This window comes from Kribbella sp. NPDC002412, from assembly GCF_053592935.1.
The window spans coordinates 42273-66558 of the sequence record NZ_JBSFBL010000045.1 but is presented as its reverse complement, the minus strand read 5'-3'; the positions used below and the strand labels follow the sequence as shown (position 1 = coordinate 66558).

Genomic DNA, 24286 nt, shown 5'->3' with positions numbered 1-24286 from the left:
CGTGCAGCGGTTCGAGGGGCGAGTAGCGCTGATCACAGCGGCGGCGCAAGGGATCGGCGCCGGGGTGGCGCGGCGGATCGCGGCCGAGGGCGGCGCGGTGGTGCTGACGGATCTCCAGGAGGAGAAGGTCACCCAAGTCGCCAAGGAGCTCGGCGAGCAGGCGATCGGCCTGCGGGCCGACGTGACGAACCGCGACGACGTGGACGCGGCGGTCGCGGCCGCGGTCGAGCGGTTCGGCCGGCTGGACGTGGTGGTGAACAACGCCGGCGGCTGCATCGTGACGTCGGTGCCCGAGGACACGACCACGGAAGACTGGCACAAGCAGCTGGACCTCACCCTGGTCGGTGCGGCGCGCTGCATCCAGGCGGCGCTCCCGCACCTGGTGAAGACCCGCGGCAACGTGGTCACGATCAGCTCGGTCAACGGCCTCGCCGCGTTCGGCAACGTCGAGTACTCGGCGGCCAAGGCCGGCCAGATCGCGATGACGGTGAACTACGCGGCCCGGTACGGCCGGATGGGCGTCCGCTTCAACGTGGTCGCGCCCGGCACGATCCGGACGCCCAACTGGGACAACCAGCCGGACACCCGCGAGCGGTTCAGCAAGATGTATCCACTCGGCCGGATCGGCGAACCCGAGGACATCGCGGCCGCGGTCGCGTTCCTCGCCTCGGACGACGCCGCCTGGATCACCGGCCACACCCTCCCGGTGGAAGGTGGCGTCCTCACCGGTCCCGGCATGTCCGACCTGTCACCGTCCGGCCACTTCCGCAAGGAGTACTGAGCAGCGGGTCAGGCCTTCGGCCAGGCTTGCCAGGCGGTGGCGAACATGTCGTCGACGGTGTAGGTGTTCTTCCAGTCGAGGTCGCGGGCGGCCAGGTCGCCGGCGGCCACGACACGGGAGGGGTCGCCGGGGCGGCGGGGTCCCTCGGTGGGGGTGAAGTCGATGCCCGTGACCCGGCGGGCGGCGTTCATGATCTCGCGGACCGACGTGCCGGTGCCGCTGCCGAGGTTGTAGACGCGCTCAAGCGGCCGGCCGGCCTCGAGCGCCCGGGCCGCGGCGACGTGCGCGCGGGCCAGGTCGGCCACGTGGACGTAGTCCTTGACCGACGTACCGTCCGGGGTCGGGTGGTCGGTGCCGTAGATCTGCGGGGCCTTCCCCTGCGTCAGCAGGTCGCAGACGATCGGGAACAGGTTGTACGGACTGGAGTCGTACACCGAGACGTCGCCGGAGCCGACCACGTTGAAGTACCGCAGCGAGGTGTGGTGCAGGTCGACCGCGCGGGCCTGGTCCGCGAGCAGCCACTCCCCGACCAGCTTCGACTCGCCGTACGGGCTCTGCGGATCCGGTGGCGTCTGCTCGGTCACGACCTCGACCTTCGGCGTCCCGTAGACACCCGCGCTGGACGAGAAGACGATGTTGCGGACCTCCTGGTCCGCCATCGCCTCCAGCAGCGACACCATCGCGGTCACGTTCTGCGTGTAGGTGTGCAACGGGCGCTCGACCGACACCCCGGCGTACTTGAACCCGGCCAGGTGCACGACCCCGTCGACACCGTCGAGCGCGTCGCGCACCGCCGTACCGTCGAGCAGGTTCGACCGCACGAACCGGACGCCGTCCGGGACGAACTCGGCCTTCCCGCTGGACAGGTCGTCGATCACCACCACGTCGATCCCGTCCGCGAGGAACGCGCGCACCACATGCGCCCCGATGTATCCGGCACCACCAGTCACGAGCCACGTCATGTCCTCGATCCTGCCACCGGATCGCAAGCCAGGGCGCACAGACGGGCCGAACCCGTACCATCAGGCAATGATCGGACTTGTGCTCGCCGCCGGAGCCGGCCGCCGCCTCCGCCCGTACACGGACACGTTGCCCAAGGCACTCGTCCCGATCGACTCCGGCACGACCGTTCTGGACCTGACGCTGGCCAACTACGCCGAGGTCGGCATCACCGACGTCGCCATCGTGGTCGGGTACCAGGCCGGCCAGATCGAGTCCCGCGTGCCGGCCTTCGAGAAGCGGTACGGCGTCACGCTCGAGCTGATCCACAACGACAAGGCCGAGACCTGGAACAACGCTTACTCACTGTGGTGTGCCCGCGACGTTCTGACACAGGGTGTCCTGCTCGCCAATGGTGACACTGTGCACCCGGCGTCCGTCGAGCGCGCCCTGCTCGGCGCCCGTGGCGGCGGTCGGCGGATCATCCTCGCGTTGGACACCGAGAAGGCGCTGGCCGAGGAAGAGATGAAGGTGGTCTGGTCCGAGGCCACCGGGGTCGAGCGGATCACCAAGCTGATGGACCCGGCCACCGCCACCGGCGAGTACATCGGCGTCACCCTGATCGAGCCCGCGGCCGCCGGCGACCTCACGAACGCGCTCCGGGAAACCTGGGAACTCGACCCGCACCTGTACTACGAAGATGGGTACCAGATCCTCGTGGACCAGGGATTCCGGATCGACGTCACCCCGATCGGCAGCGTCGCGTGGGTCGAGATCGACAACCACGACGACCTGGCGCGGGCCCGGGACATCGTATGTCCTACCTAGCCCGGATGATCCCGGCGCCGATCCTGGTCGACGTCCGGCGCGGCGCGCTCGGCGACCTGCGCAAGGTGCTGGCCGACCAGCGGATCTCGTCGTCCGGCCGGATGGCGGTCGCGGTCGGGGCGACGTACGGGCCGGTGGTGCGGGAGAAGTTCCACCACGGCCTGCCGGGCGCGGACTGGTTCACCGTCGGCGGCGGCACCCTCGACGCGGCGATCAAGCTGGTCGACGAGGTCAAGCTGCAGCGGTACGACGCGATCGTCGGGATCGGCGGCGGCACGGTGCTGGACGTGACCAAGTTCGCCGCCGCCCGGCTCGGGCTGCCGATGGTCGCGGTCGCCACCAACCTCGCGCACGACGGGTTCGCCTCGCCGATCTGCACGCTCGGCAACGACGCCGGCCGCGGCTCGTACGGCGTGCCGGCGCCGATCGCGGTCCTGGTCGACCTCGATCTGATCGGCCAGGCGCCGCCCCGGTCGGTGCGCAGCGGGATCGGCGAGATCGTCTCGAACCTGTCCGCGATCGCCGACTGGGAGACCTCGTACTCGCTGCGCGGCGAGGCGATCGACGGGCTGGCGATCTCGCTGGCCCGGTCCGCCGCGCAGGCGGTGATGAACCACCCGGGCGGGATCGGCGACGACACGTTCCTCACCGCGCTGGCCGAAGGGCTGGTGCTGTCCGGGATCTCGATGGTGGTGGCCGGGTCGTCCCGGCCCTGCTCGGGCGCCTGCCACGAGATCTCGCACGCGATCGACCTGCTGCACCCGGGCCGGCAAGGCTTCCACGGCGAGCAGGTCGGTGTGGGCTCGGCCTTCGCCTGGTTCCTGCGCGGCGAGGTCGAGCACTTCCACGCCACCGTCGACTGCCTGTACCGGCACGGCCTCCCGGTCCGCCCGGCCGACCTCGGCTTCACCCTCGAGGAGTTCGCCGAGATCGTCGCCTTCGCGCCGCAGACCCGGCCCGGCCGCTTCACCGTCCTGGAGGAAGCCGCCCTGACCCCGGAACGCATCATCTCGAAGGTCGCCGACTACAACGACCACGCCTACGTCCGGATCACCCAGCCGAGGATCACCCCGGAAGGCCACAACCTCGACGCTTGACGGCTCTGTTTGGATGGCTGTCGTGGACCTTGACTGGCCGGGGTGCCGAAACGTTCGGGATGTGGGCGGGCTGCCGACCGCCGATGGCGGGCGGATCCGGGAGGGAGTGCTGATCCGGGCGGACAGCCTGCAGTTCCTGTCCGCCGACGGGATCGACGCGGTACGGCGTTCCGGCGTCGGCCGGATCCTGGATCTGCGCGGCGACGGTGAGGTGGCCCAGTTCCCGACGCCGTTCACCGATGATCCGCTGGCGATCCGGCAGGCGTTGCAGGACCCGGCGGACCCGGATCACGGGCAGGCGACGATCGTCGACGCGTGCACCTGGATGCTCGACCGTCGTCCGGAGCTCTTCGCGGCCGCTGTGAAGGCGATCGCGGACGCGCCCGACGGCGCGGTGGTCGTGCACTGCCACGGCGGCAAGGACCGCACCGGCATGGTCGTCGCGCTGGCGTTGAGCATCGCCGGCGTACCCGAGGAAGAGATCGTCGCCGACTACTTCCTGACCCAGGCACGGATGGCCGCCTGGCTCGCGGAGCAGTTGGCCGACGAGCCGGACGCCTCGAAACACCCCGAGATGATCGAGTTCCGCGACACCCGGGCCGAGTCGATCGTGGCGATCCTGCGCCACCTCGACGACAAGTACGGCAGCCCGGAGGCCTACCTGCGGCACGGCGGCCTCACCACCGACGACCTGGACCGCCTGCGCAAGCGCCTGACCTGAGTCACCTCTGGGTCACCCTGCGCAGTACATTTGCGGGCATGCCGACCGCCGAGCCGACCTCAGCGACTGACCCGGCGGCGCTGGCCGAACGGTACGGGCTGACCAAGAGCTCACAACGGCCGACGCTCCCCGCCTACCTGCGCGAGCTCTGGAGCCGTCGCAGGTTCGTGCTCAGCTACGCCACCGCACGCACCTACGCGATGTACGCCGGGGCCCGCCTCGGCTCGCTGTGGCAGGTGCTGACGCCGCTGCTCAACGCGGCCGTCTACTACCTCGCGTTCGGCGTCCTGCTCGGCACCAAGAACGGGATCGACAACTACGTCGCGTTCCTGCTCAGCGGCATTTTCGTCTTCACCTACACGCAGCGCTGCATGACCGAGGGCTCGCGGTCGCTGGCCCTCAACCTCTCGCTGATCCGCACGCTGCACTTCCCGCGCGCGACGCTCCCGCTGGCCTACGTGCTCAACGAGCTGAACCAGATGCTGGTCTCGATGGGCCTGCTGTTCGTGATCGTCGGCGTGACCGACGGACTCGCCTGGCGCTGGCTGCTCGTCGTACCGGCGCTGCTGCTGCAGTCGATGTTCAACGTCGGGATCACCCTGGTCTGCGCCCGGATCGGCACCTTCGTCTCCGACGTCAGCCAGCTGCTGCCGTTCATCACCCGGACCTGGCTGTACGCGTCCGGGATCTTCTTCTCGCTGCCGGCCAAGCTGACCGAGGCGAACGCGCCGGACTGGGTGATCCAGGTGCTCGCGTTCAACCCGATCTCGGCGTACATCGACATCGTCCGGCGGTCCCTGCTCGACGAGCACGAGGTCAACCAGCTCCCGTACGCCTGGCCGATCGCGATCGGCTGGTCGGTCGTCGTGCTGGCCGGCGGGCTGCTCTACTTCTGGCAGGCGGAGGACCGTTATGGCCGTGGCTGAATCCAGGGCTGATTCCGGGGCTGAGCCGACGGTCGTCGCCGACAACGTCAACATCGTCTACAAGGTGATCGCCGGCCAGGGCGGCAAGGGTACGGCGGCCACCGCGTTCCGGCGGATCCTGAAGCGGCAGGACCGGCCGACGATCCGCGAGGTGCACGCGGTCAAGGACGTCACCTTCACCGCCTACCGCGGCGACGCGATCGGCGTGATCGGCCGCAACGGCTCCGGCAAGTCGACGCTGCTGCGCGCGGTCGCCGGCCTGCTGCCGCCCGCGTCCGGCGCCATCTACACCGGCGGCCGGCCGTCTTTGCTCGGCGTCAACGCGGCGATGATGAACGACCTCACCGGCGACCGCAACGTGGTCCTCGGCTGCCTCGCGATGGGCATGTCCGCCACCGAGGTCGAACGCCGGTACGACGAGATCGTCGAGTTCTCCGGGATCGGCGACTTCATCGACCTGCCGATGTCGACGTACTCGTCCGGCATGCAGGCCCGGCTGAAGTTCGCGATCGCGTCCGCGAAGACGCACGACATCCTGCTCGTCGACGAGGCGCTGGCCACCGGGGACGCCGAGTTCCGGGTCCGGTCGGAACGCAAGATCCGCGAGCTCCGCGACCAGGCCGGCACGGTCTTCCTGGTCAGCCACAGCCTCGACGTCGTCCTGGACACCTGCAACCGTGCCATCTGGCTGGATCAGGGCGTGCTCCGCGCCGACGGCCCCGCCGACGAGGTGGTCGCGGCCTACATCAAGTCAACGCGTGGCTGACGGCTGCTCGCGTAGCCCGACCAGGAAGCCCAGGCCCCAGGAGACGTGCATGGTCGCGCAGACCAGCGGCATCCAGAACAAGGCCTTCCAAGGCAGGTAGCGGCCCTCGAACGCCGAGCCGGCCAGCAGCAGGAGCGCGTAGCCCAGCGGGGCCAGGAAGCCCAGGTCGAGCCAGCTGTTCCCGGTGGCCAGGCCGATGATGCCGAGGATGGTGCCGACCGCCAGCAGGATGACCGCGACCGGCGGCGCCAGGTAGCGCTTGTTCGCGGTCTCCGGGTGCCGGCGGATCACCTCCCGGCGCCACTGGCCGGTGTGGAAGAACTGCTTCGCCACCGCGGACAGCGACGAGCGCGGCCGGTAGGTGACGGACAGGTCCGGGCTGAACCAGATCAGCCCGCCGGTCTTGCGGATCCGGTAGTTCAGCTCCCAGTCCTGGGCCCGGTGCATGGTCTCGTCGAACCCGCCGACCCGCTCCAGCGCGGCCCGCCGGAACACCCCGAGGTACACGGTGTCGGCCGGGCCCGCCTTGCCGCCCTGGTGGAAGGTGGACGCGCCGAGCCCGAGCCGGGAGCGGTACGCGCAGGCGACCGCCATCTCGGTCGGCGTCCGGCCCTCGGCCGCCATCACGCCGCCGACGTTGTCCGCGCCGCTCTCGTCCAGCACCTCGACCGCCCGCGTGATGTAGCCGTCGGTGAGGGCTCCGTGGCCGTCGACCCGGACCAGGATGTCGTGCTTGGCGTGCGCGATGCCGACGTTCAGCGCGGCCGGCGTCTTGCCGGTCGGGTTCGGCACGATCGCGATCCGCGGGTCGCGGTCGGCGAGCTTCTCCGCGATCTCCTGGGTCCGGTCCTTGCTCGGGCCGATCGCGAGCACGACCTCGAGCTCGCCGGGGTAGTCCTGGTCGAGGACGCGGCCGACCGCTTCCTCGAGATGGCGTTCCTCGTTCAGCACGGGCATCACGACGGACACGGGCGGCCAGTGGGACAGCGGCATATCAGGTCAGGCCTTACAGATCGAAGCGACGTCGTCGACGTCGGTGGTGGGCTTGGACGGTGAGCTGCTGGGTTTCGGGGTCTTCTTGGTGGTGCTCGTGGTGGGCTTGCTGGTAGGACTACGCGGAGTGCTCGAAGTCTTACCGTCTCCTTCCGGGGCCGCCTTGTCCAGCGCTTCCGACTTCCCGACCGCTTCCGCGACCTTGGTCCTGATCAGGGCGAAGTCGGGATCGCCGGTGCGGATCAACGGCGGGACCGCGGAGAAGCTTGACACCGGGAGCTTCTTCGCGTCCAGCGCGAGATCGGTGAAGGTGCCCAGCTCACCGGCCGGAATGTCGGTCTGGACCACTTGTTTGCTGGCCTTGGCGATGCCCTGGAACTTGGTCAGCACGGTCTGCGGCGACAGCTGGTTCAGCATCGCCGACATCACGCACTTCTGCCGGGTCATCCGCTCGTAGTCCGTCGACCCCTCCCGGGACCGGGCGAACCAGAGCGCGTGGTAGCCGTCCAGGTGCTGGTTCTTGCCGGCCTCGATGTAACCCTTGATCGGCGAGCTGCCGCCGCCGATCGGGACCCGCTTGCCGACGTCCAGGGTGATTCCGCCGACCGCGTTCAGCAGGTCCCGGAACCCGGCCAGGTCGATCAGCACGTAGTAGTTCACCTTCAGCCCGGTGATCGCCTCGACCGCCTGCCGGGTCGCGGTCACGCCGGGGTTCGGGTCGCCCGGAAACAGGCTCTTGTGCTCGGAGGCGTACATGTAGACGCCGTTCAGCAGGCAGTTCGACCCACAGTTCTTCCATTTGAAGCCCTCGGGGAACTGCTTCCCCATCGCCGTACCGGCCGGGAACGGCACCTTGGCCATGTTCCGCGGCAGGCCGACCAGCACGGTCCGGCCGGTGTCGGCGTCGATGCTTGCCAGCGTGATGCTGTCCGGCCGGGTGCCGATCCGGTCCGCGCCGGAGTCGCCGCCGAGCAGCAGCACGTTGTAGCGGCCCTTCTCGGCCTTCGACTTCTGCCCGCTGCCGAACACGCTGGCGACGAAGTCGCGCTGCGTGTTCACGAGCACGCTGCCGTAGATCAGGGCGCCGACCACCGCGAACACCAGCACCGCGTCCAGGATGCTGGTGGCGAGCCGGTGGTTGCGCTCCAGCGTCAGCGGCTGGCCGAGCCGGTACGCGTCGACGAACAGTGCCGCCCAGCCGATCGCGAGCACGATCAGCAGGATCTGGACGATCCGCAGCGTGCCCGGCCGCGCCATCAGGTTGATCGTCCCGGACCGCCACACCAGGGAGAGCAGGACCAGGAAGACGACGATCGCGATCAGCCCGGCGATCACCCGCCAGGCCCACCGGCCGGCCCGCTTGCTGCCTGCCACGATCTGCGCGGACCCGGGCAGCACCAGGGTCATCAGCACCAGCGCCAACGCCCGCTTGAACCGCACCGGCTCGCTGAGACTGCGCAGGTCAGGCTTCTCCTGCGGCATGACGTCCTTCCGTTCTCCGTACGGTGCGGCCGCTGCCGACCGTACCTTGTCGTCCCCACCACCACCCGGTACGACGTGCCGGGCGGTGAGATGGTTCGAGCAGAGGCGGATCCGGAGACGAAGAGTAGCAGCCCTCTCACTCAGCGCAGGAAAACCCGTGCAGACACCCTGTGGACAGCGGGTTTCACGCAGTTGTGATGGTGGACGCCGGGCGGATGCGTTACGAAGTGCTGCAACCACCTTCAGTGAGGACAGGAATCCGCCCCATGAAACCGTTCCGTACCCTCCTGGCTGCCACCGCGGCGGCCACCATCACCTTGCTCGGCACCGCGACGGCGCAGGCCGCCGAGACTGCCGCGCCCGGCGCCGACTTCACCGGGATCGCCGCCCTCAGCAACTGTTCCGCGTCGCTGGTCCGGTACGCCGAGTCCGTCGACACCGATCGCGCCCTCGTGCTCACCAACGGGCACTGCTACGAAGGCGGGTTCCTCAACCCGGGCGTCGTACTGGTGAACCGCGCGTCGAGCCGGTCGATCACGCTGCTCCGGCCGGACTCCAGCCGGGCCGGCACCGTCCGGGCCCGCCGGATCATCTTCGGCACCATGACCAAGACCGACATGCTCGTGTACGAGGTGAACGAGTCGTACGCGTCGATCAGGTCCCGGCTCAACGTCACCCCGCTGACCCTGGCCAAGCAGGGCCCTGCGAACGGCGCCGGCCTGGCGGTCGTGTCCGGCTACTGGAAGCGCATCTACACCTGCTCGGTGCAGGCCACCATCCCGCAACTGCGGGAGGGCAGCTGGACCTGGCAGAGCTCGATCAAGTACCAGCAGCCCGGCTGCGAGACGATCGGCGGCACCTCGGGATCACCGGTGGTGAGCACCTCGAACGGTGAGGTGATCGGCGTGAACAACACCGGCAACGAGGACGGCGAACGCTGCACGGTGAACAACCCGTGCGAAGTCGACGCCAACGGCAACATCACCGTCGACCAGGGCGCCGCCTACGGTCAGCAGACGTGGTGGATCTACACCTGCCTGACCGCGACTCGCGCGATCGACCTGAACAAGTCGGGCTGCCAGCTTCCCAAGCCGGCCGCCCGCCGCTGACCGAGCGTGTACGGCGGCCACCGCGCGTGGCCGCCGTACACGCCTGACACCGGTGGAGTGACGCATCACACTGCGGATCCGGTAACGTCGCGGCGCATGGCAGTCGACTCCTCCACTGACCACGTCAGTACGACGAACTGGCCCAGTCCCTTCGGGGTCCGGACCCGGTTGGTCGCGTCCAGTGCGCTGATGCTGTTCCTCGAGCTCGCGCTGATCCGCTGGACCGGCTCCAACGTGGTCCACCTGAGCTACTTCTCGAACTTCGTGCTGCTCGGCTCCTTCCTCGGCATCGGGATCGGCATCCTGCGGTCCAGCCGGGCGAAGCGGCTGCCGTACTACTCCCCGGTGATGCTGGGCCTGCTGGTCCTGGTGATCGCCTGGAAGCCGGTCACGGTCAACCGCGGCACCTCCGAGAGCGTCATCTACTTCACCAGCCTGAACACCACCGGCCCGCCGACCTGGGTGATCCTGCCGATCGTCTTCGTCGCCGCCGCGGTGATCCTGGCCGGCCCGGCCGAGCTGGTCGGCCGGTGCTTCGCCGAGCTGCCCCGGCTGACGGCGTACCGGTTCGACCTGATCGGCAGCCTGATCGGGATCGGCGCGTTCACCGGGCTGTCCTTCCTCGGCGCGCCGCCGATCTGGTGGGGCGCGATCGTCACCTGGATGTTCGGCGCGCTGATGATCCCGCGGACCGCCGAGTCCGGCCGCCGGGCCGTCGCCGTCGGACTGAGCGCGGCCATCACCCTGTCCCCGCTGCTGGTGATGCTCGGCGTGCTGTTCCACGAGTCGAGGCAGCCGGAGAACAGCTGGTCGCCGTACTACAAGGTGCAGACCAAGAGCTACACGTGGCAAGGCGTTCCGCTGCTGACGATCACGGTGAACGGCGTCCCGCACCAGCAGGCGATCCCGGCGGACTCGCGGCTGCAGTGGGAGCCGCAGTACGGCCTGCCGTACGAGCGGGCGAACGCCGGCAAGGCCCCGAAGAACGTGCTGATCATCGGCGCCGGCTCGGGCTCGGACGTGGCGATCGCGCTGAAGAAGGGCGCAGAGCACGTCGACGCGGTCGAGATCGACCCGCGGATCCGTGACCTGGGCAAGGAACTGCACCCGGACCGCCCGTACCAGGACCCGCGGGTGACGTCGCACATCGACGACGGGCGCGCGTTCCTGTCCCGGACCGACAAGAAGTACGACCTGATCCTGCTGGCCCTGCCGGACTCGCTGACGCTGGTGAACGGCGCGAGCTCGCTGCGGCTGGAGAGCTATCTGTTCACCGAGGAGGCGTTCAAGAGCGCCAAGGAGCACCTCAACCCCGGTGGCGCGTTCGCGATGTACAACTACTACCGCGAGACCTGGCTGATCGACCGGCTCGCCTCGACCGCGGAGACCGCGTTCGGGCACAAGCCGTGTGTCGACCAGGTCGGCGACGACCTGCAGCAGGCCGTCGTGACGGTCGGGCTGACCGAGGCCGACCAGACCTGTGGCGAGAAGGCGTGGGCCGGGCCGACGTCGATCACGCCGCCGCCCGCGACCGACAACCGGCCGTTCCTGTACCTGTTCACCGACCGGATCCCGTCGCTCTACCTGGTCACGCTCGGCCTGATCATGGTGGCCGGCCTGATCGGGGTCGGGATCGCCGGCGGTGGTTCGTCGTACCGGCGGATGCGCCCGTACGCGGACCTGTTCCTGCTCGGCGCCGGCTTCATGCTGCTGGAGACCAAGAGCATCACCGGCTTCGCGCTGCTGTTCGGCACGACCTGGGTGGTGAACGCGATCGTGTTCGCCGGCGTCCTGGTCGCCGTACTGGCCGCCGTCGAAGTGACCAGACGGTTCAAGACGCCACCGTTGAAGGTGATGTACGTCGTCCTGTTCGGCGGGCTGGCGTTGTCGTGGATCTTCCCCGACGACTGGTTGCTGGCGATGCCGGTCGGGTTGCGGGCGGTGGTCGCGGTGCTGATCGCGTTCCTGCCGATCTTCGCGGCGAACGTGATCTTCGCCAAGCGGTTCACCGACACCGCGGACGGGACGGCGTCGTTCGGCGCGAACCTGCTCGGCGCGATGCTCGGCGGCTGCCTGGAGTACGCCGCGCTGCTGATCGGGTTCGACGGGCTGCTGATCGTGGCCGCGTTGCTCTACGTGGGAGCGTTCCTGCTGACACCCAAGGTGCGCACGGCGATCCGGGCCTAGCGGTCCTGCGGGCGGTCCTGCGGCCGGTCCGGGTTCGGCCCGGAGTGGTACGGCGGGAAGCCGCCGCCCGGCTGGTTCGGGAAGGTGTTCCCGGGTGGCGGATAGTTGCCCGGGGCACCTTGCCCGAAACCCCCTTGTCCAGGACCGCTGCCCGGGAAGGTCGGGCCCGGCCGGTTGCGGCGGCGGTTCTTGACCGCGGCGACGGTCAGGAAGGTGATCCCGAGGCCGAGGAAGATCAGGAACGAGAACACCGTGCCGAGGATCGACACCACGAACGCGAGCACCGACATCTTCGGACCGGCGAAGTACGTCGCACCGGTCTCGTCGTCGGTGCAGGAGATGCTGTAGTCGCCGGCGGGCACGGTCTCGACCGAGCGGGCGACGACATACCAGGTGTCGGAGTTGACGGTGATCTGCTCGGACCCGGTCACCGGCTTGAGCGGGACGTCGGCGCCGTCGGCGGTCTTGGCCTCGCACGGCGGCAGGAGCACCGGGACGGACGAGTAGATCGTCAGCCCTTCCTTGTCCAGGTGGACGACGCCCTCCCCGATCGGCTCCGGAGTCCGTGGCGCCGTCGTCACGATCCGGTAGACGAAGAACCCGGTCAGCCCGAGCCCGATCACGAAAGCCGCGACCGCGAGCCAGGTCAGCGTCTTGTTCTTCTTCGGCTCAGCGTGCCCGGGATAGGTGCTCATGACCTCACGGTAGCGGCAGCCCGGCCTACGGTACGCCGAGCAACCGCAGACCCGCCGCGGTCGCGGCGGCGGCCACCACGACGAGGACAAACGGCGCCTTCCGCCAGGCCAGGACGCCTCCGACGAGCACGCCGGCCGGACGCGCGACCCCTGCCGGACCGTGGCCGTCCATCAGGGCGGACGTCGCCACCAGCGCGGCGAGCAGGACGACCGCCGCGGCGGCGATGAACTGCTGAGCCCGCTCCGGCACCTCGAACCGGCTCCGCATCAGCGGCCCGGCGAACCGCAACGAAAAGGTGCCAACAGCAAGCACCGCGATGGCGGCCAGCAGTACGGGAGTGTTGGTCGTCATCGGGACACCTCCAGTGCGGGCTTCTCCGCGCGGTAGAACAGCAAGCCCACCAGGGCGAGCAGGACGGGAAGGCCGGCCGGGAGGAACGGCGTCGCGGCTAGCGCGACCACGATCCCCACCAAGGCCGCCGTACGCGTCGACTTGTCGCGCAGGGCCGGCAGCACAAGTGCGAGGAGCACGGCCGGGAAGGCGGCGTCCAGCCCGAACACGTCGGTGTCGGTGATCACGGTCCCGGCCAGGCCGCCGACCAGGACGCCGAGGTTCCAGCAGACGAAGATGCCGATGCCGGCGGCCCAATACGCGGCCCGCCGCTGCCGGACCTCGTCCTGGCCGAGGGCGAAGGCGACGTTCTCGTCGGTCATCAGGTGGCTGCCGGGCAGCCGCCGCCAGCCGCTGCCGATCACGTCGCTGACCGCCAGGCCGAACGCGACGTGCCGGGTGTTCACCAGCAGCCCGGCGATCATCGCCGCGATCGGGCTGCCGCCGGCCGCGACGATCCCGACGAACAGGAACTGCGACGCACCCGCGAACACCACGACCGACAACGCCACCGGCACCCACAGCGGCAGGCCGCCGCCGACGCTGATCGCGCCGTACGAGACCCCGACCACGCCGTCGGCAAGACAGACCAGCCCGATGTCCCGGGCCAGCCCACGGTCGAGTGTTCGCCAGATCGAACGCATGGGCATTATGATGAACATGGCACCGCCCGTTCGTCAAGCCGAACAAATGGACCGATGGAGCGAACATCGATGGACAGCACGATGGACAGCAAGGCGCCGCTCGACGTCATCGCGGCCTCACTGCGCCGGCACCGGGCGCGCGCGGGACTGTCCCTGACCGAGGTGGCGAAGCGGGCCGGCGTCGCGAAGTCGACGCTGTCCCAGCTGGAGTCCGGCACCGGCAACCCGAGCGTGGAAACCCTGTGGGCGCTGGCGGTCGCGCTCGACACCCCGTTCGCCGCGCTGCTCGACCCACCACGCCCCAAGGTCCAGGTGATCCGCGCCGGCGAGGGTCCGGTGATCTACTCCGACCAGGCCGAGTACGCCGCCACCCTGGTCGCCTCCTGCCCGCCGAACGCCCGCCGCGACATCTACCGGATCGCCGCCTCCCCCGGCCCCGGCCGCAAATCCGAACCCCACATGCCAGGCGTGGTCGAACACGTGGTCCTCAGCTCCGGCCGAGCCCTGGCAGGCCCCACCGACTCCCCCATCGAACTGACCCCAGGCGACTACGTCGCCTACCCCGGCGACCACCCCCACATCTTCCAAGCCCTCGAGGAGGGCACGTCAGCTGTCCTGGTCTCCGAACACGTCTGACTTTTCCTGCTCAGCTCTGGACAGGACTGCACACTTCTGCGCATTATCAACGTCGAGCGCTCTGAACCGAAGTCCGCCCGCTTCGTTTGGAGGTTGCACCCCGATGCGACTCAAGTCCCTACTGCTCTGCGCCCTCTTGGGGCTCGCCACCACGGTCGTCCCGGCGTCGAACGCCGCCGCCGTCGGTGTCACGCCCGGCACCTACGTGAACTACACCTTCGACACCGCCTCGGTGACCCAGGCCGAGTTCCGGATGACGATCAACGCGTCGCCGGGAAAGGCGAACGTGTACTGGGCCAACCAGTTCGGCTTCACCGCCGGCAGCGTCGGCGGCTACACCGGTCTGCAGACGCACCGCGACGGCGTCGGCATGTTCATCTACTCGCTCTGGAACTCCACCGACTGGCGCGCCGGTGACGCCGGGACCTACTGCCTCCGGTTCCAGGAGGACGGCACCGGCGGCAGCTGCCGCCTCGACCAGTCTCCCGTCGCCGGCCACACCTACGCGTTCGCCATCGCGAGCGAAGGCAGCGGCTGGTACGGCGTAACCGTCCGCGACCTGACCGCCGGTACGTCGTTCAAGCTCGGCAGCCTGCAGACCGGCGCCGGCAACGCCATCAGCACGTCGGGGATGGTGAGCTGGACCGAGTACTTCGACTGGAACAACGACAAGGCCACCTGCGACGACGAGCCGTACTCGAAGCTGACGATGAGCGCGCCGACGAGTGGCAGCCAGACGGCGCGCTTCACCGGTAGTTCGGAGAGCAGTGGGTGTGCTGCCGACAGCCAGGTGACGATCGCCGGAACCACAGCGGTGCAGGAGAACGGGATCGGCAACTCGTCGTCAGGTGAGGTCCGCGGCAGCGGTGGCTGCCTGGACGTGTCCGGCTCCGACGGTACGACGGTCCTGCTCTACAGCTGCACCGGCGGCAACAACCAGAACTGGGTGCACGCCGAGAACAACACCCTGCATGCCAACTTCGGATGCCTGGACGCGAGCGCGACCCAGGCCGGGGCCGTCATCCTCTACAGCTGCCACGGCGGCGCCAACCAGCAGTGGACGGTGTCCGGCGACGGCACGATCCGGGCGAACGGGCGATGCCTGACCGCGCCCGCCACCTCGGGGAATCCGGTGACTGTTGCCACCTGCAACAACTCCACGGCACAGCGCTGGACTGTGCCGGCCTGACGTAGGCAGGGCGCCCGGCGACACCGGGCGCCCTGCACACGTCGTTCAGAGCTTGCGGCCGACGCCGCCGGCGATGCACTCCTCGACCTGGTTGAGCGGCTTGACGCGGGGGCCGTCCGGCCACCAGTCGTCGCACAGCACCAGGCCCGGCGGGACGAGTTCCTGGCCCGGGAACATCGCGCGGATCTCGTCGTACGTGCGGAACACGCCGCTGCCCATCGGGCTGTGGGTGAACTTCTCCTCCATCTTGCGCGCGATCTCGGAGTGCTCCGGGGTCTGCGGGTCGAGGAAGTGCGCGATCACCGTGTACGACCCGGGCACCACCGCGTCGACGTACTTCTGCATCAGCTGCGGCGCGTCGTCGCCGAGGTAGTGGTGGATGGTGCCGTTCTGGATCACCGCGATCGGCTGGTCGAAGTCGAGGAAGTCCTGCTCCTTCACCAGCTCGAGCACCTCGTCGGGCTCGAAGATGTCGGCGCTGACGAACAGGGTGTTCTCGTTCTCCTCCAGCAGCGCGCGGCCGTGCGCGAGCACCACCGGGTCGTTGTCGATGTAGAGCACCTTGGCCTCGGGCTTCAGCCGCTGCACCACCTGGTGGGTGTTCTCCGCGGTCGGCAGACCGGAGCCGCAGTCGAGGTACTGCGTGATGCCCACCTGGCCGGCCAGGAAGCGGCAGGCCCGGATCAGGAAGTTCCGGTTCGACCAGGCGAGGTCGTTCACCTGCGGGGCGACGGTGGCCACCTGGCGCAGCACTTCACGGTCGATCTCGTAGTTGTCCTTGCCGTTCAGCGCGGCGTCGTACACCCGGGCGATGCTGGCCCGGGTGGTGTCCACGCCCACCGGAATCGAACTGGGCGCCTTGGTGGCATCGGGCATCAGCGAACCTCGCAGCTGTCGGGATGTGTGTGGGAAGACTCTACTGACCGTAGGGGCCCGTGAACACGGGGTGCACGCGCGCCAGTTGGACCGCGTCACATTCTGTTGTGAAATGATCGTTCGGCCGTGATGTGACGATCTGGGGAGGCGAGGGTGACTGAGCCGGGCGCGTACGGCGGGCCGACCGCGCTGCGCATCATGCTCGGGGCTCATCTGCGCCGGCTCCGTGAGGAGTCCGGGATCACCCGCACCGACGCCGGCTGGGCGATCCGCGGCTCGGAGTCGAAGATCAGCCGGCTCGAGCTCGGCCGGGTCGGCTTCAAGGTCCGCGACGTCGACGACCTGCTCACCCTCTACAAACTCGACGACCCGGCCGAGCGCGAACGCCTGCTCGACCTGGCCCGGGAGGCGAACAACCCCGGCTGGTGGCAGCGGTACGACGACGTCACGCCGACCTGGTTCCACTCCTACCTCGGCCTGGAGATGGCGGCCGACCTGATCCGCACGTTCGAGCTCCAGTTCGTGCCCGGCCTGCTGCAGACGCCGGAGTACGCGCGGGCCGTGTTCCAGCTCGGCCGGGACAAGCCGATGCCGCCCGCGGAGCGGGAACGCCTTGTCACGTTGCGGATGTCGCGCCAGCAGGTGCTCACCCGGACACGTCCGGCCCGGTTGTGGGCGGTCATCGACGAGGCCGTGCTACGCCGTCCGATCGGCAACAAGCAGATCCTCAAGGCACAGCTCGAGCACCTGATCGTCGCGTCCAAACGGCACAACGTCACGCTGCAGATCATCCCGTTCGCGACCGGCGGGTACGGCGCGACCGGCGGCGCGTTCACCCTGCTCCGGTTCAACGACGCCGACCTGCCGGACATCGTCTACATCGAGCACCTCACCAGCGCCGTCTACGTCGACAAGCGCGACGAGGTCGACGGCTACACCATCACCATGGACACGCTGTCGATCTCGGCCGCCCAGCCCCGCGAGACCGAACGCCTGATCCGCAACGCGATCGACCTGCTCTAGCCCGCGAGCGCCCGCGGCTTGGCGCCCGGGCCGGGGCGGATCGCGATCTCGCGGGCTTCCGGCTCGTGGCCTGCTTCGCACCGCAGCACGACACTGACGTGCTCACCACACTCGCGGTGCTGCGGCACGATCGGCGGGCCACCGTCGAGCGGGAGGTACTGGTCGCCCCACTGAATCATCGCCACCAGCACCGGGTAGAGGTCGAGCCCGGCCTGGGTGAGGCGGTACTCGTACCGCTCGCGCTGCCCCGGCAGCCGGTACGGATGCCGCCGCAGCAGCCCGCGCTCGATGAGCGCCGCGAGCCGCTCGGTGAGCACCTGCCGCGGGATCCCGGCGCGGACCCGGATGTCCTCGAACCGCCGGACGCCGACGAACAGCTCCCGCAGCACGTGGAACGTCCACTTGTCGCCGAGGATCTGCATCGTCCGGGAGATCGTGCAGTTCTCGGTCGACCAGTTCATCGCCTCGGGCACCGTCGCAGTCATACCTCGAGGATAAGTCCGCTTGACAGACTCAGCCAAGTCAGGGAAGGCTGAATCCGTGAACCAGACTCAGCTGCCGATGATCCGGCCCGCCGGCGAACCCGACGCGGACGATCTGACCACGATGCTCATGGGACTGACCGACCTCAGCCTCTACTTCCGGTTCCAGACCGCCATCGGCCGCCCACCGCGGCCCGCGCTGGTGCTGCGCATGCTCTGCCCGTCCGGCCAGTCGTGGGTCGCCACTCGCGACGACCAGGTCGTCGGCCACGCGATGTGGGCCTGGGCGATCGGGTACGACGACCAGACCGCCGAGCTCGCCGCGGTGATCAGCGAACCCGAGCAGCGGCGCGGTCTCGGCGTACGGATGCTGTCGATCGCCGCCGCGGACGCGATCACGGCGGGTGCGACCCGGTTCCTGTTCGTGGTGAGTCCGGCCAACGACCTGACCCTGCGGATGATCCGCCGCCGCTGGCCGGACGCCACGGTCGAGCGGGACGGCGCCCTGGTCAACTTCCTGGTGTCAGCGAAGCTCCCGGAAGAACGCCCGGATGTCGCCGACGAGCAGGTCTGGCGCCTCGAGCGCAGCGAAGTGACCGCCGCGGGAAAACTCCGACCAGTGAACGATGCGGTGCCGACGCTCTAGTACCCGCCGGATCGCCGGGTCGGTCGGAAACACCGCGACCCCGGTCGGCACGCCGGACGGCTGCGCCGGGTCGTCGGCCGCCACGCGATTCTCGTAGTACAGGTTGGCAGACGAGGCGCTGGTGTTGGTGAACCAGTAGATCGACGCGTCGGTCAGCAGGTGGTCGAGGTCGACCGCGTCCTCGGGCAGCGCACGGGCTGGGTCGGTCCATTCCCAGAACTTCTCCACGATCCAGGCCAGCTGCCCGACCGGCGAGTCGCTCAACCCGAACGACACCGTCTGCGGCCGCGTGCCCTGCAGCTCGGCGTACCCGGTCCCGACCTCGCGCAACCGCTCAGCCGCTGCCAGCCGCTCCCGCTCGACGTCGGACAGCTGGTCGACATCGCCGGGCTCGATCGGCGGGAAAGCCAATCCCCCGTTGATGTGTACGCCGATCACGTGCTCCGGATCGACGTGTCCGAGCAGTGGTGACACGACCGATCCGGTGTCGCCGCCTTGGGCGCCGTACCGCGGATAGCCCAAGCGCGCCATCAGTTCCGCCCAGGCGTGCGCGATCCGGCGATGGTTCCAGCCCGGCGACTCGAGCGGCACCGAGAATCCGTGGCCCGGCACCGACGGCGCCACGACGTGGAAGGCGTCGCGCGGATCACCGCCGTACGACGCGGGATCGGTGAGCGGGCCGAGGATCGGCAGGAACTCGGCGACCGAACCAGGCCAGCCGTGCGTGAGGATCAGCGGCAGCGCGTCCGGCTCGGGTGATCGCGCGTGCAGGAAGTGAATCGTCTGCTCGTCGATCCGGGTGCTGAACTGCGGATACTCATTGAGCTGGGCCTCCCACGTCCGCCAGTCGAACGACTGCCAGCGCTCGACAAGCTGCCGCAGGTACTCGACCGGGACTCCACGCTCCCACCCGGCACCAGGTAGTTGCTGCGGCCAACGAACGCGTCGCAGCCGCTCAGCCAGGTCGTCGAGCGCCTCGTCCGGGACGTCGATCCTGAACTCTCGCATGCCCCCGAACCTACGCGGCCGGAATACCGCGCGACCGCAGCAGGGTTGTGGTTGAGATGATCCTCGTGACCGGCGCCACCGGGAACCTCGGCCGTGAGCTCATCGCACAACTGCCCGCGGATCAGGTCCGCGCCCTCGACCGCGGATCCGGCGCCGACCTCAGCCGGCCCGAGACGCTCGCCGAGGCGCTCGAAAACGTGGACACGGTGTTCCTGATCTGGCCGTTCCTCACCGCCGAGGGGGCACCGGCCATGCTCGACGTGATCGCGCAGCATGCGCGTCGGGTCGTCTACCTGTCGTCGACCGCTGTTCGGTTCGGTCGCGACACCGACCCGATCACCAGGCTGCACAGCGACCTCGAGCAGGCCGTCCAGCAGTCCGGGCCCGAGTGGACCATCCTGCGCGCCGACACGTTCGCGTCCAACGCGCTCGGTTGGGCGGGTCAGCTCCGCGCCGGCGACGTCGTACGCGGGCCGGAGAGCGCTCCGACGGCAGTGATCGACCCAGCCGACATCGCCGCGGTCGCCACTCGGATCCTGCTCGAACCACAGCCCGGCACGACACACGCGCTGACCGGTCCCGAGGTGCTCAGCCGCGCCGACCAGGTCGAGATCCTGGGTACGGCGCTCGGCCGCACCCTCACCTTCGACCCGACCCCGTTCGACGAGGCCCGGGCTCAACTGCTCGCCGACGGTCGACCGCCGGCGCTGGTCGAAGCGCTCGTGGACAGCGCCGAGAACCGTCCACGATCCGATCTCGTCAGCACCGCCGTACCCGACCTGACCGGCCGGCCCGCGCGCACCTTCCGCGAGTGGTCCGACCGGAACGCAGGCGCCTTCAGTCCTCGATGACGATGGCCCGGCCGCGAACAGCCTGAACACCCTGATGTGCGCGCCGAGGCCGCCCGAGCCGCGGTTTCCTGACGGGGAAGCGTCCCGGCGGCGGGACGTGGCGCATACTGGAACCCTGATGGATTCCTTCCGCGCGACGACGCGTCGTCACCTGTCCACGAGTCCCTTCAAACCCCGCGTGCCGGACCCGATCAAGGTCTTCGAGGTCGGCCAGCGGGTGTCCCACGACAAGGAAGGCCTGGGCCGGATCAGCACGGTCGACGGCGGCTACGCGGTCGTCGTCGACTTCGGTGGCGGCAAGCTGATCCGTGTCCTCGCCCCGTTCGCCAAGCTGCACGCTCTCTGAGACCCACCTCAGTCGATTCCGGCCAGGAACACCAAGGTTCGCTGCCTGAGGAGGGCGGCGGCTGATTCGTCGTACGACGGGAGGGACGAGTCGGCGAAGAGGTGTTCCTTGCCGGGATAGAGGAAGAGCTCGGCCTGGTCGGTGGCCGCAACGAGGGCACGGGCGGCGTCCAGGTCGCCGCCTTCCTCGGTGAAGAACGGGTCCTGGTCCATGCCGTGGATCTGCACCGGGACGCCGTCCGGCCACTCACCGAACTCCTCCACCGGTAGGCAGGAGTAGAAGAACAACGCGCCCTTGGCGCCGGGGCGGGTCTGGGTCAGTTGCTGCGCCGGCATCACGCCGAGCGAGAAGCCCGCGTAGACGAGCGCTTCCGGGAGGTCCCCGGCGACGGCGACACCGCGCTCCAGGAGCGTGCCGAAGCCGACCTTCTTCGCGTACTCCATCCCTTCCTCCTGGGTGGCGAAGGTGTTGCCGTCGTACAGGTCAGGCAGGTGGACCGTGTGCCCCGCCTGGCGTAGCTCCTCGGCGAACGCCTGCACGCCCTCGGTCAGGCCCTGCGAATGGTGGTACAGAACGACCTCAGCCATGATCAGCTCCAATGATCCAAATATTTCGAACGATTCGCGATGTTAGTCTGATCCGATCATGCCGATCAAGGGGCCGGTGCCGGACTACGAGCTTGAGGACACCATCGAGCTGACCACCGCCGAGCAGGTCCGGGCGATCAGCGACCCGCTGCGGACGACGATTCTCGGCCTGCTGCACGAGCGGGCCGCGACGGTCACCGAGCTGGCGGCCGCGGTCAAGCGGCCGAAGAGCACGGTCGCGCACCACGTGAAGGTGCTGGCGGACGCGGGCATCCTGCGGGTGGTCCGGACCCGGCGGGTGCGGGCGATCGAGGAACGCTTCTACGGCCGGGCCGCGCGGATGTTCTACGTCGGCCTGGGTCGCTCAGGGCCGGACGGCGTACCGCTGCCGCCGGACTTCAACGACTTCGAGGTCGCGGCGAAGGAGTCGACCGCCGCCTACGACGACGGCCAGCTCCGCTCGTTCATCCGGCACGCCCGCATCCCCGAGGAGCGCGCCGCCGAGTTCTGGCAGCGCGTCGACCGCCTCATCCACGACTTCGACCAGCTCCCCCGCTCCGGCGACACCACCTACGGCTTCACCGTCGGCCTCTACCCGATCCTCGACTACCCGACCCTGCCACCGGTCGATGAGGAATCGAGCAGGCAAGCATGAGGACGGCCATGAAGGAGTAGTAGTACAGCGCAACCCACAGGCCGGCCGGAGTGCCGAGCCCGAGGTGCGGCGCGAAGGACTCGACTGTCAACGCCCAGATCGGTACGACGCTGAACGCCACGACTCCCGCGATCAGTCGCCACAACAGATGACCGTGACCGGCGATGGCGTAACCGCCGAGCATGCCGAACAGCGGGACGCCGATGGCACCGCCTCCGATGCCGTTCTCCAGCACACCGAGTGGATCGGGGGTCAGCACCGCCAGGAAGAGCAGCGGCGCCAGAGCAAGCCACCGCCAGTGCGGACGCCCGCCGGTGCGGCGGAGGTGCTCGGCCCACCCCAGCAGGACTCCGATGAGCACGCCGGGCAGCAGGATCCAGACGAACGTGCCGACCCACTCGACACCGGCCTCGTCACCCGCGACCTGGGCCATGAATCCGCGCAGTCCTGCCGCCCAGGCAAGGCCACCGACCGCACCGATGGTCAACAAGCCGACCGGACCGACAGCTACCGCCGGGTCCGATCGCGACAACTCACGCGTCGCCATCCGAACCTCCCCACCCCCAGGCTCGGTACGACGATAAGCCCGGCCGGCTCGTTCTCGGACCGACTGTGCCCGAAAGGGCCGGTCAGAAGATCTCGATGCTCACCGGTGGGGTCGGCCAGGTGAAGGCTGCGCTGGCGGTGGTGAGGGCGTCGGGGCGGTGCTCGGTGACGCGGCCGGTGGCGGCGAACTCGGCGAGCGGGCGGCCGCCCAGGTAGATCGCGCCGAGCTCGCGGGCCGACAGGGTGAGGTCGGCCGGATCGTCGGTCTGGTGGCACTTCGCGGGCGCGGACGGGCCGTCGGCGGTCAGCCGGAAGCGGCCTGCGTTCGCCGGGATCAGGTCGTCGGCCACCTCGAACACCAGGTCGACGGGTACGGCGTACCGCCGGTCGGCCAGCGCGCGCGGGACATCTGTCACCCGCACCCACAGGGACTCGGTCACCCGGCGGCTCAGGGCGGTCGGGGTGGTGACGAGCTGCTGCAGCGGCTCGTCCACGGCGGCATGCCCGAACTCGAGCTTGGCGGCCAGGTCGAGCGAGAGCAGGTAGTGCCACAGCGCCCGGTAGGCGGCCGGCTCGATCGCGACCACCTCCTCGACCGAGACCTCGTTCGACGGGCCGACCGGGTCCCAGTTCATCTTGCCGCGCCACAAGGCGTACCCGTCGATCGCGCCGGCCTCATCGCGGTGCACCAGGATCTGCCGGGCGGTCTTCCCACCCCGCGACTCCGGCTTGTCCTCCAGGTGCTGCTGCCAGCCGAGGTCGGATCGGCCGGAGACGCCAGGACGCCGTTCCTGCAGGCGCTTCAGCAGCGGCGCGAGCTGCTCGGCGGCGCCCTCAGCAGCCAGCAGACCGAGCTCGCCAGGACGGACTCGCACGTCCGGCGGTCCGACCCGGTGCAGATCCACCTCGTAGGACACACCCCAGGCCGCCGGCGCGTAGCCGAACCGGCCGTAGATACCCGACTCGCTGGCCCACAGCACCGCGATCGCCTCCGGCGCCTCGCGCAACTGCCGGATGATCAGCTCGGACATCACCCCACGCCGGCGATGCGTCGCCCGCACTCCCACCGAGGTGACATGCGCGGCCGGCACCACCGCGCCCGGCACGGACAAGTCTCGCGTCAGGGCGCGCGTCGTACCGACGATCTCGTCGCCGTCGGTCGCGACCAGCGCGCGCTCGGGCTCGAACATCGCCCGGCCCAGGTCGTCGCCGCCGGAGGGTTCGAACATCAGCGCTTGGGCGAACAAGGCCCGGAACTCGTCGTAGTCCTCACGCACGGCCGGTCGTACGGCGATCTGCTCGGTCATCCTCAGATCCTCACACGGCCCGCGGACACTTTCAGGTGGATTATCCGGAGGGGGCCTCTGACGCCCGTTCCGCGGCCCAGCGGTCGAGGAGGTCGGCGACCCGGGCCAGGACGTCGCGGGCGGTCGCGTAGTCGTCCGGACCGAACTCCTCGGCGAAGCGTTCCTCGAGGTCGCGCAGGTGCGCGTACCCGTCGGCGGCGACCTCGCGGCCGTGCTCGCTGTAGGTGACCAGCTTGGCCCGGCCGTCCTCGGGGTCCGGGCGCATCTCGAGGATGCCGAGGCCCACCATCTCGCGGATCACCTCACCCATCGACTGCCGGGTGATCCCGGCCCGCGCGGCCATGTCCGCCGCGCGGGAGCCGTCGGGACTGAGCGTCCCGAAGACCGCGTTGTGGGCGGGCTTGAGCTCCGGATGGCCGTCCCGGTGGCCGTGCCGGACCATGTCCGCCTGCAGCGCCCGGTTGGCGCGGTCGACCAGGGCGATGAACGGCTTACGGTCGAGCCGGAGGAGTTCGACTCTTGACATCCGTAAGGATTCCTTTCAATATTTTGACAGGCATCCTTACAGTATCAGG

27 protein-coding genes and 1 pseudogene are annotated in these 24286 nt (G+C 69.3%); 15 read left to right on the top strand and 13 right to left on the bottom strand.

The features are described from left to right. Position 1: 1 nt before the first annotated feature. Positions 2–781 (top strand): SDR family NAD(P)-dependent oxidoreductase, encoded by a 780-nt coding sequence (locus ACWCOV_RS30540; RefSeq protein WP_449832786.1) that lies wholly within the window; start codon positions 2–4, stop codon positions 779–781. An 8-nt stretch (positions 782–789) separates the two neighbouring features. Here the strand turns inward: ACWCOV_RS30540 and galE are convergent, their stop codons facing one another. Next, on the bottom strand, positions 790–1743 hold the full coding sequence (gene galE / locus ACWCOV_RS30535) for a UDP-glucose 4-epimerase GalE (RefSeq protein WP_449832785.1): 954 nt from the start codon (positions 1741–1743) through the stop codon (positions 790–792). Between the two features lie 67 nt (positions 1744–1810). Here galE and ACWCOV_RS30530 point away from each other — a divergent pair, with 67 nt between their 5' ends. From ACWCOV_RS30530 to ACWCOV_RS30510, 5 genes are read left to right on the top strand one after another with little or no spacing between them, the layout of a single operon-like run. Then, on the top strand, positions 1811–2548 hold the full coding sequence (locus ACWCOV_RS30530; RefSeq protein WP_449832784.1) for a phosphocholine cytidylyltransferase family protein: 738 nt from the start codon (positions 1811–1813) through the stop codon (positions 2546–2548). Continuing rightward, positions 2536–3645, top strand: coding sequence for an iron-containing alcohol dehydrogenase family protein (locus ACWCOV_RS30525; protein WP_449832783.1), 1110 nt, complete (start codon positions 2536–2538; stop codon positions 3643–3645). Before ACWCOV_RS30530 ends, ACWCOV_RS30525 begins: the two co-directional genes overlap by 13 nt. A gap of 13 nt (positions 3646–3658) precedes the next feature. Next, positions 3659–4366, top strand: a complete 708-nt coding sequence (locus ACWCOV_RS30520; protein ID WP_449832782.1) for a tyrosine-protein phosphatase — start codon at positions 3659–3661, stop codon at positions 4364–4366. Positions 4367–4404: 38 nt separating this feature from the next. Then, positions 4405–5292 carry an ABC transporter permease gene (locus ACWCOV_RS30515; RefSeq protein WP_449832781.1) on the top strand — a complete coding sequence of 296 codons (888 nt, stop codon included), beginning with the start codon at positions 4405–4407 and terminating at the stop codon, positions 5290–5292. Next, a complete protein-coding gene (locus tag ACWCOV_RS30510) occupies positions 5279–6058 on the top strand; it encodes an ABC transporter ATP-binding protein (RefSeq protein ID WP_449832780.1) in 780 nt (259 codons plus the stop codon). Before ACWCOV_RS30515 ends, ACWCOV_RS30510 begins: the two co-directional genes overlap by 14 nt. Here the strand turns inward: ACWCOV_RS30510 and ACWCOV_RS30505 are convergent. Both ACWCOV_RS30505 and ACWCOV_RS30500 read right to left on the bottom strand, forming a co-directional pair. After that, positions 6044–7051 (bottom strand): glycosyltransferase family 2 protein, encoded by a 1008-nt coding sequence (locus tag ACWCOV_RS30505; protein ID WP_449832779.1) that lies wholly within the window; start codon positions 7049–7051, stop codon positions 6044–6046. The genes ACWCOV_RS30510 and ACWCOV_RS30505 overlap by 15 nt on opposite strands. A 6-nt stretch (positions 7052–7057) precedes the next feature. Further along, complete coding sequence (locus tag ACWCOV_RS30500) at positions 7058–8533, bottom strand: LCP family protein (RefSeq protein ID WP_449832778.1); 1476 nt, start codon at positions 8531–8533, stop codon at positions 7058–7060. A gap of 266 nt (positions 8534–8799) precedes the next feature. On the opposite strand from ACWCOV_RS30500, the gene ACWCOV_RS30495 reads away from it, so the two are divergent. Next, the gene (locus ACWCOV_RS30495; protein WP_449832777.1) at positions 8800–9642 is read left to right on the top strand and encodes a S1 family peptidase; all 843 of its coding nucleotides are present in this window, start codon (positions 8800–8802) and stop codon (positions 9640–9642) included. A 96-nt stretch (positions 9643–9738) separates the two neighbouring features. Further along, the gene (locus ACWCOV_RS30490) at positions 9739–11829 is read left to right on the top strand and encodes a spermine/spermidine synthase domain-containing protein (RefSeq protein ID WP_449832776.1); all 2091 of its coding nucleotides are present in this window, start codon (positions 9739–9741) and stop codon (positions 11827–11829) included. On the opposite strand, the gene ACWCOV_RS30485 is transcribed toward ACWCOV_RS30490, so the two are convergent. From ACWCOV_RS30485 to ACWCOV_RS30475, 3 genes are read right to left on the bottom strand one after another with little or no spacing between them, the layout of a single operon-like run. Continuing rightward, a complete protein-coding gene (locus ACWCOV_RS30485) occupies positions 11826–12524 on the bottom strand; it encodes a hypothetical protein (protein ID WP_449832775.1) in 699 nt (232 codons plus the stop codon). The genes ACWCOV_RS30490 and ACWCOV_RS30485 overlap by 4 nt on opposite strands. A gap of 25 nt (positions 12525–12549) precedes the next feature. Further along, positions 12550–12876: an AzlD domain-containing protein gene (locus ACWCOV_RS30480; RefSeq protein WP_449832774.1), complete on the bottom strand. Its 327-nt coding sequence runs from the start codon at positions 12874–12876 to the stop codon at positions 12550–12552. Continuing rightward, on the bottom strand, positions 12873–13559 hold the full coding sequence (locus tag ACWCOV_RS30475) for an AzlC family ABC transporter permease (RefSeq protein ID WP_449832773.1): 687 nt from the start codon (positions 13557–13559) through the stop codon (positions 12873–12875). The genes ACWCOV_RS30480 and ACWCOV_RS30475 overlap by 4 nt, the downstream gene beginning before the upstream one ends. Before the next feature lie 69 nt (positions 13560–13628). Here ACWCOV_RS30475 and ACWCOV_RS30470 point away from each other — a divergent pair, with 69 nt between their 5' ends. After that, positions 13629–14195 (top strand): helix-turn-helix domain-containing protein, encoded by a 567-nt coding sequence (locus tag ACWCOV_RS30470; protein WP_449832772.1) that lies wholly within the window; start codon positions 13629–13631, stop codon positions 14193–14195. Between the two features lie 103 nt (positions 14196–14298). Continuing rightward, complete coding sequence (locus ACWCOV_RS30465) at positions 14299–15384, top strand: ricin-type beta-trefoil lectin domain protein (protein WP_449832771.1); 1086 nt, start codon at positions 14299–14301, stop codon at positions 15382–15384. A 45-nt stretch (positions 15385–15429) separates the two neighbouring features. Here the strand turns inward: ACWCOV_RS30465 and ACWCOV_RS30460 are convergent, their stop codons facing one another. Beyond that, positions 15430–16260: an SAM-dependent methyltransferase gene (locus tag ACWCOV_RS30460; protein WP_449832770.1), complete on the bottom strand. Its 831-nt coding sequence runs from the start codon at positions 16258–16260 to the stop codon at positions 15430–15432. 153 nt (positions 16261–16413) lie between these two features. On the opposite strand from ACWCOV_RS30460, the gene ACWCOV_RS30455 reads away from it, so the two are divergent. Continuing rightward, positions 16414–17283: a helix-turn-helix domain-containing protein gene (locus ACWCOV_RS30455; protein WP_449832769.1), complete on the top strand. Its 870-nt coding sequence runs from the start codon at positions 16414–16416 to the stop codon at positions 17281–17283. Here the strand turns inward: ACWCOV_RS30455 and ACWCOV_RS30450 are convergent. After that, complete coding sequence (locus ACWCOV_RS30450) at positions 17280–17768, bottom strand: winged helix-turn-helix transcriptional regulator (protein WP_449832768.1); 489 nt, start codon at positions 17766–17768, stop codon at positions 17280–17282. The genes ACWCOV_RS30455 and ACWCOV_RS30450 overlap by 4 nt on opposite strands. Positions 17769–17844: 76 nt before the next feature. Here ACWCOV_RS30450 and ACWCOV_RS30445 point away from each other — a divergent pair. Further along, positions 17845–18216, top strand: a pseudogene (locus ACWCOV_RS30445) (GNAT family N-acetyltransferase); the annotation flags it as partial. A 72-nt stretch (positions 18217–18288) separates the two neighbouring features. Here the strand turns inward: ACWCOV_RS30445 and ACWCOV_RS30440 are convergent. Continuing rightward, on the bottom strand, positions 18289–19419 hold the full coding sequence (locus ACWCOV_RS30440) for an epoxide hydrolase family protein (RefSeq protein WP_449832767.1): 1131 nt from the start codon (positions 19417–19419) through the stop codon (positions 18289–18291). A gap of 56 nt (positions 19420–19475) precedes the next feature. Between ACWCOV_RS30440 and ACWCOV_RS30435 the strand changes: the two genes are divergently transcribed. Together ACWCOV_RS30435 and ACWCOV_RS30430 are read left to right on the top strand one after the other, a co-directional pair. Further along, positions 19476–20270 (top strand): NAD(P)H-binding protein, encoded by a 795-nt coding sequence (locus ACWCOV_RS30435; protein WP_449832766.1) that lies wholly within the window; start codon positions 19476–19478, stop codon positions 20268–20270. Positions 20271–20388: 118 nt separating this feature from the next. Next, positions 20389–20616 carry a hypothetical protein gene (locus ACWCOV_RS30430; RefSeq protein WP_449832765.1) on the top strand — a complete coding sequence of 76 codons (228 nt, stop codon included), beginning with the start codon at positions 20389–20391 and terminating at the stop codon, positions 20614–20616. Between the two features lie 8 nt (positions 20617–20624). Here the strand turns inward: ACWCOV_RS30430 and ACWCOV_RS30425 are convergent, their stop codons facing one another. After that, on the bottom strand, positions 20625–21203 hold the full coding sequence (locus ACWCOV_RS30425; protein ID WP_449832764.1) for a dienelactone hydrolase family protein: 579 nt from the start codon (positions 21201–21203) through the stop codon (positions 20625–20627). 58 nt (positions 21204–21261) lie between these two features. Here ACWCOV_RS30425 and ACWCOV_RS30420 point away from each other — a divergent pair, with 58 nt between their 5' ends. Further along, complete coding sequence (locus tag ACWCOV_RS30420; RefSeq protein ID WP_449832763.1) at positions 21262–21858, top strand: ArsR/SmtB family transcription factor; 597 nt, start codon at positions 21262–21264, stop codon at positions 21856–21858. Here ACWCOV_RS30420 and ACWCOV_RS30415 read toward each other — a convergent pair. The 3 genes from ACWCOV_RS30415 to ACWCOV_RS30405 all read right to left on the bottom strand — a co-directional run bounded on the left by ACWCOV_RS30415 (position 21782) and on the right by ACWCOV_RS30405 (position 24237). Next, positions 21782–22405: a hypothetical protein gene (locus tag ACWCOV_RS30415; RefSeq protein ID WP_449832762.1), complete on the bottom strand. Its 624-nt coding sequence runs from the start codon at positions 22403–22405 to the stop codon at positions 21782–21784. The genes ACWCOV_RS30420 and ACWCOV_RS30415 overlap by 77 nt on opposite strands. Before the next feature lie 82 nt (positions 22406–22487). Further along, positions 22488–23711, bottom strand: a complete 1224-nt coding sequence (locus ACWCOV_RS30410; RefSeq protein ID WP_449832761.1) for a GNAT family N-acetyltransferase — start codon at positions 23709–23711, stop codon at positions 22488–22490. A 40-nt stretch (positions 23712–23751) separates the two neighbouring features. Beyond that, positions 23752–24237 (bottom strand): MarR family winged helix-turn-helix transcriptional regulator, encoded by a 486-nt coding sequence (locus ACWCOV_RS30405; RefSeq protein ID WP_449832760.1) that lies wholly within the window; start codon positions 24235–24237, stop codon positions 23752–23754. Between the last annotated feature and the right edge of the window lie 49 nt (positions 24238–24286).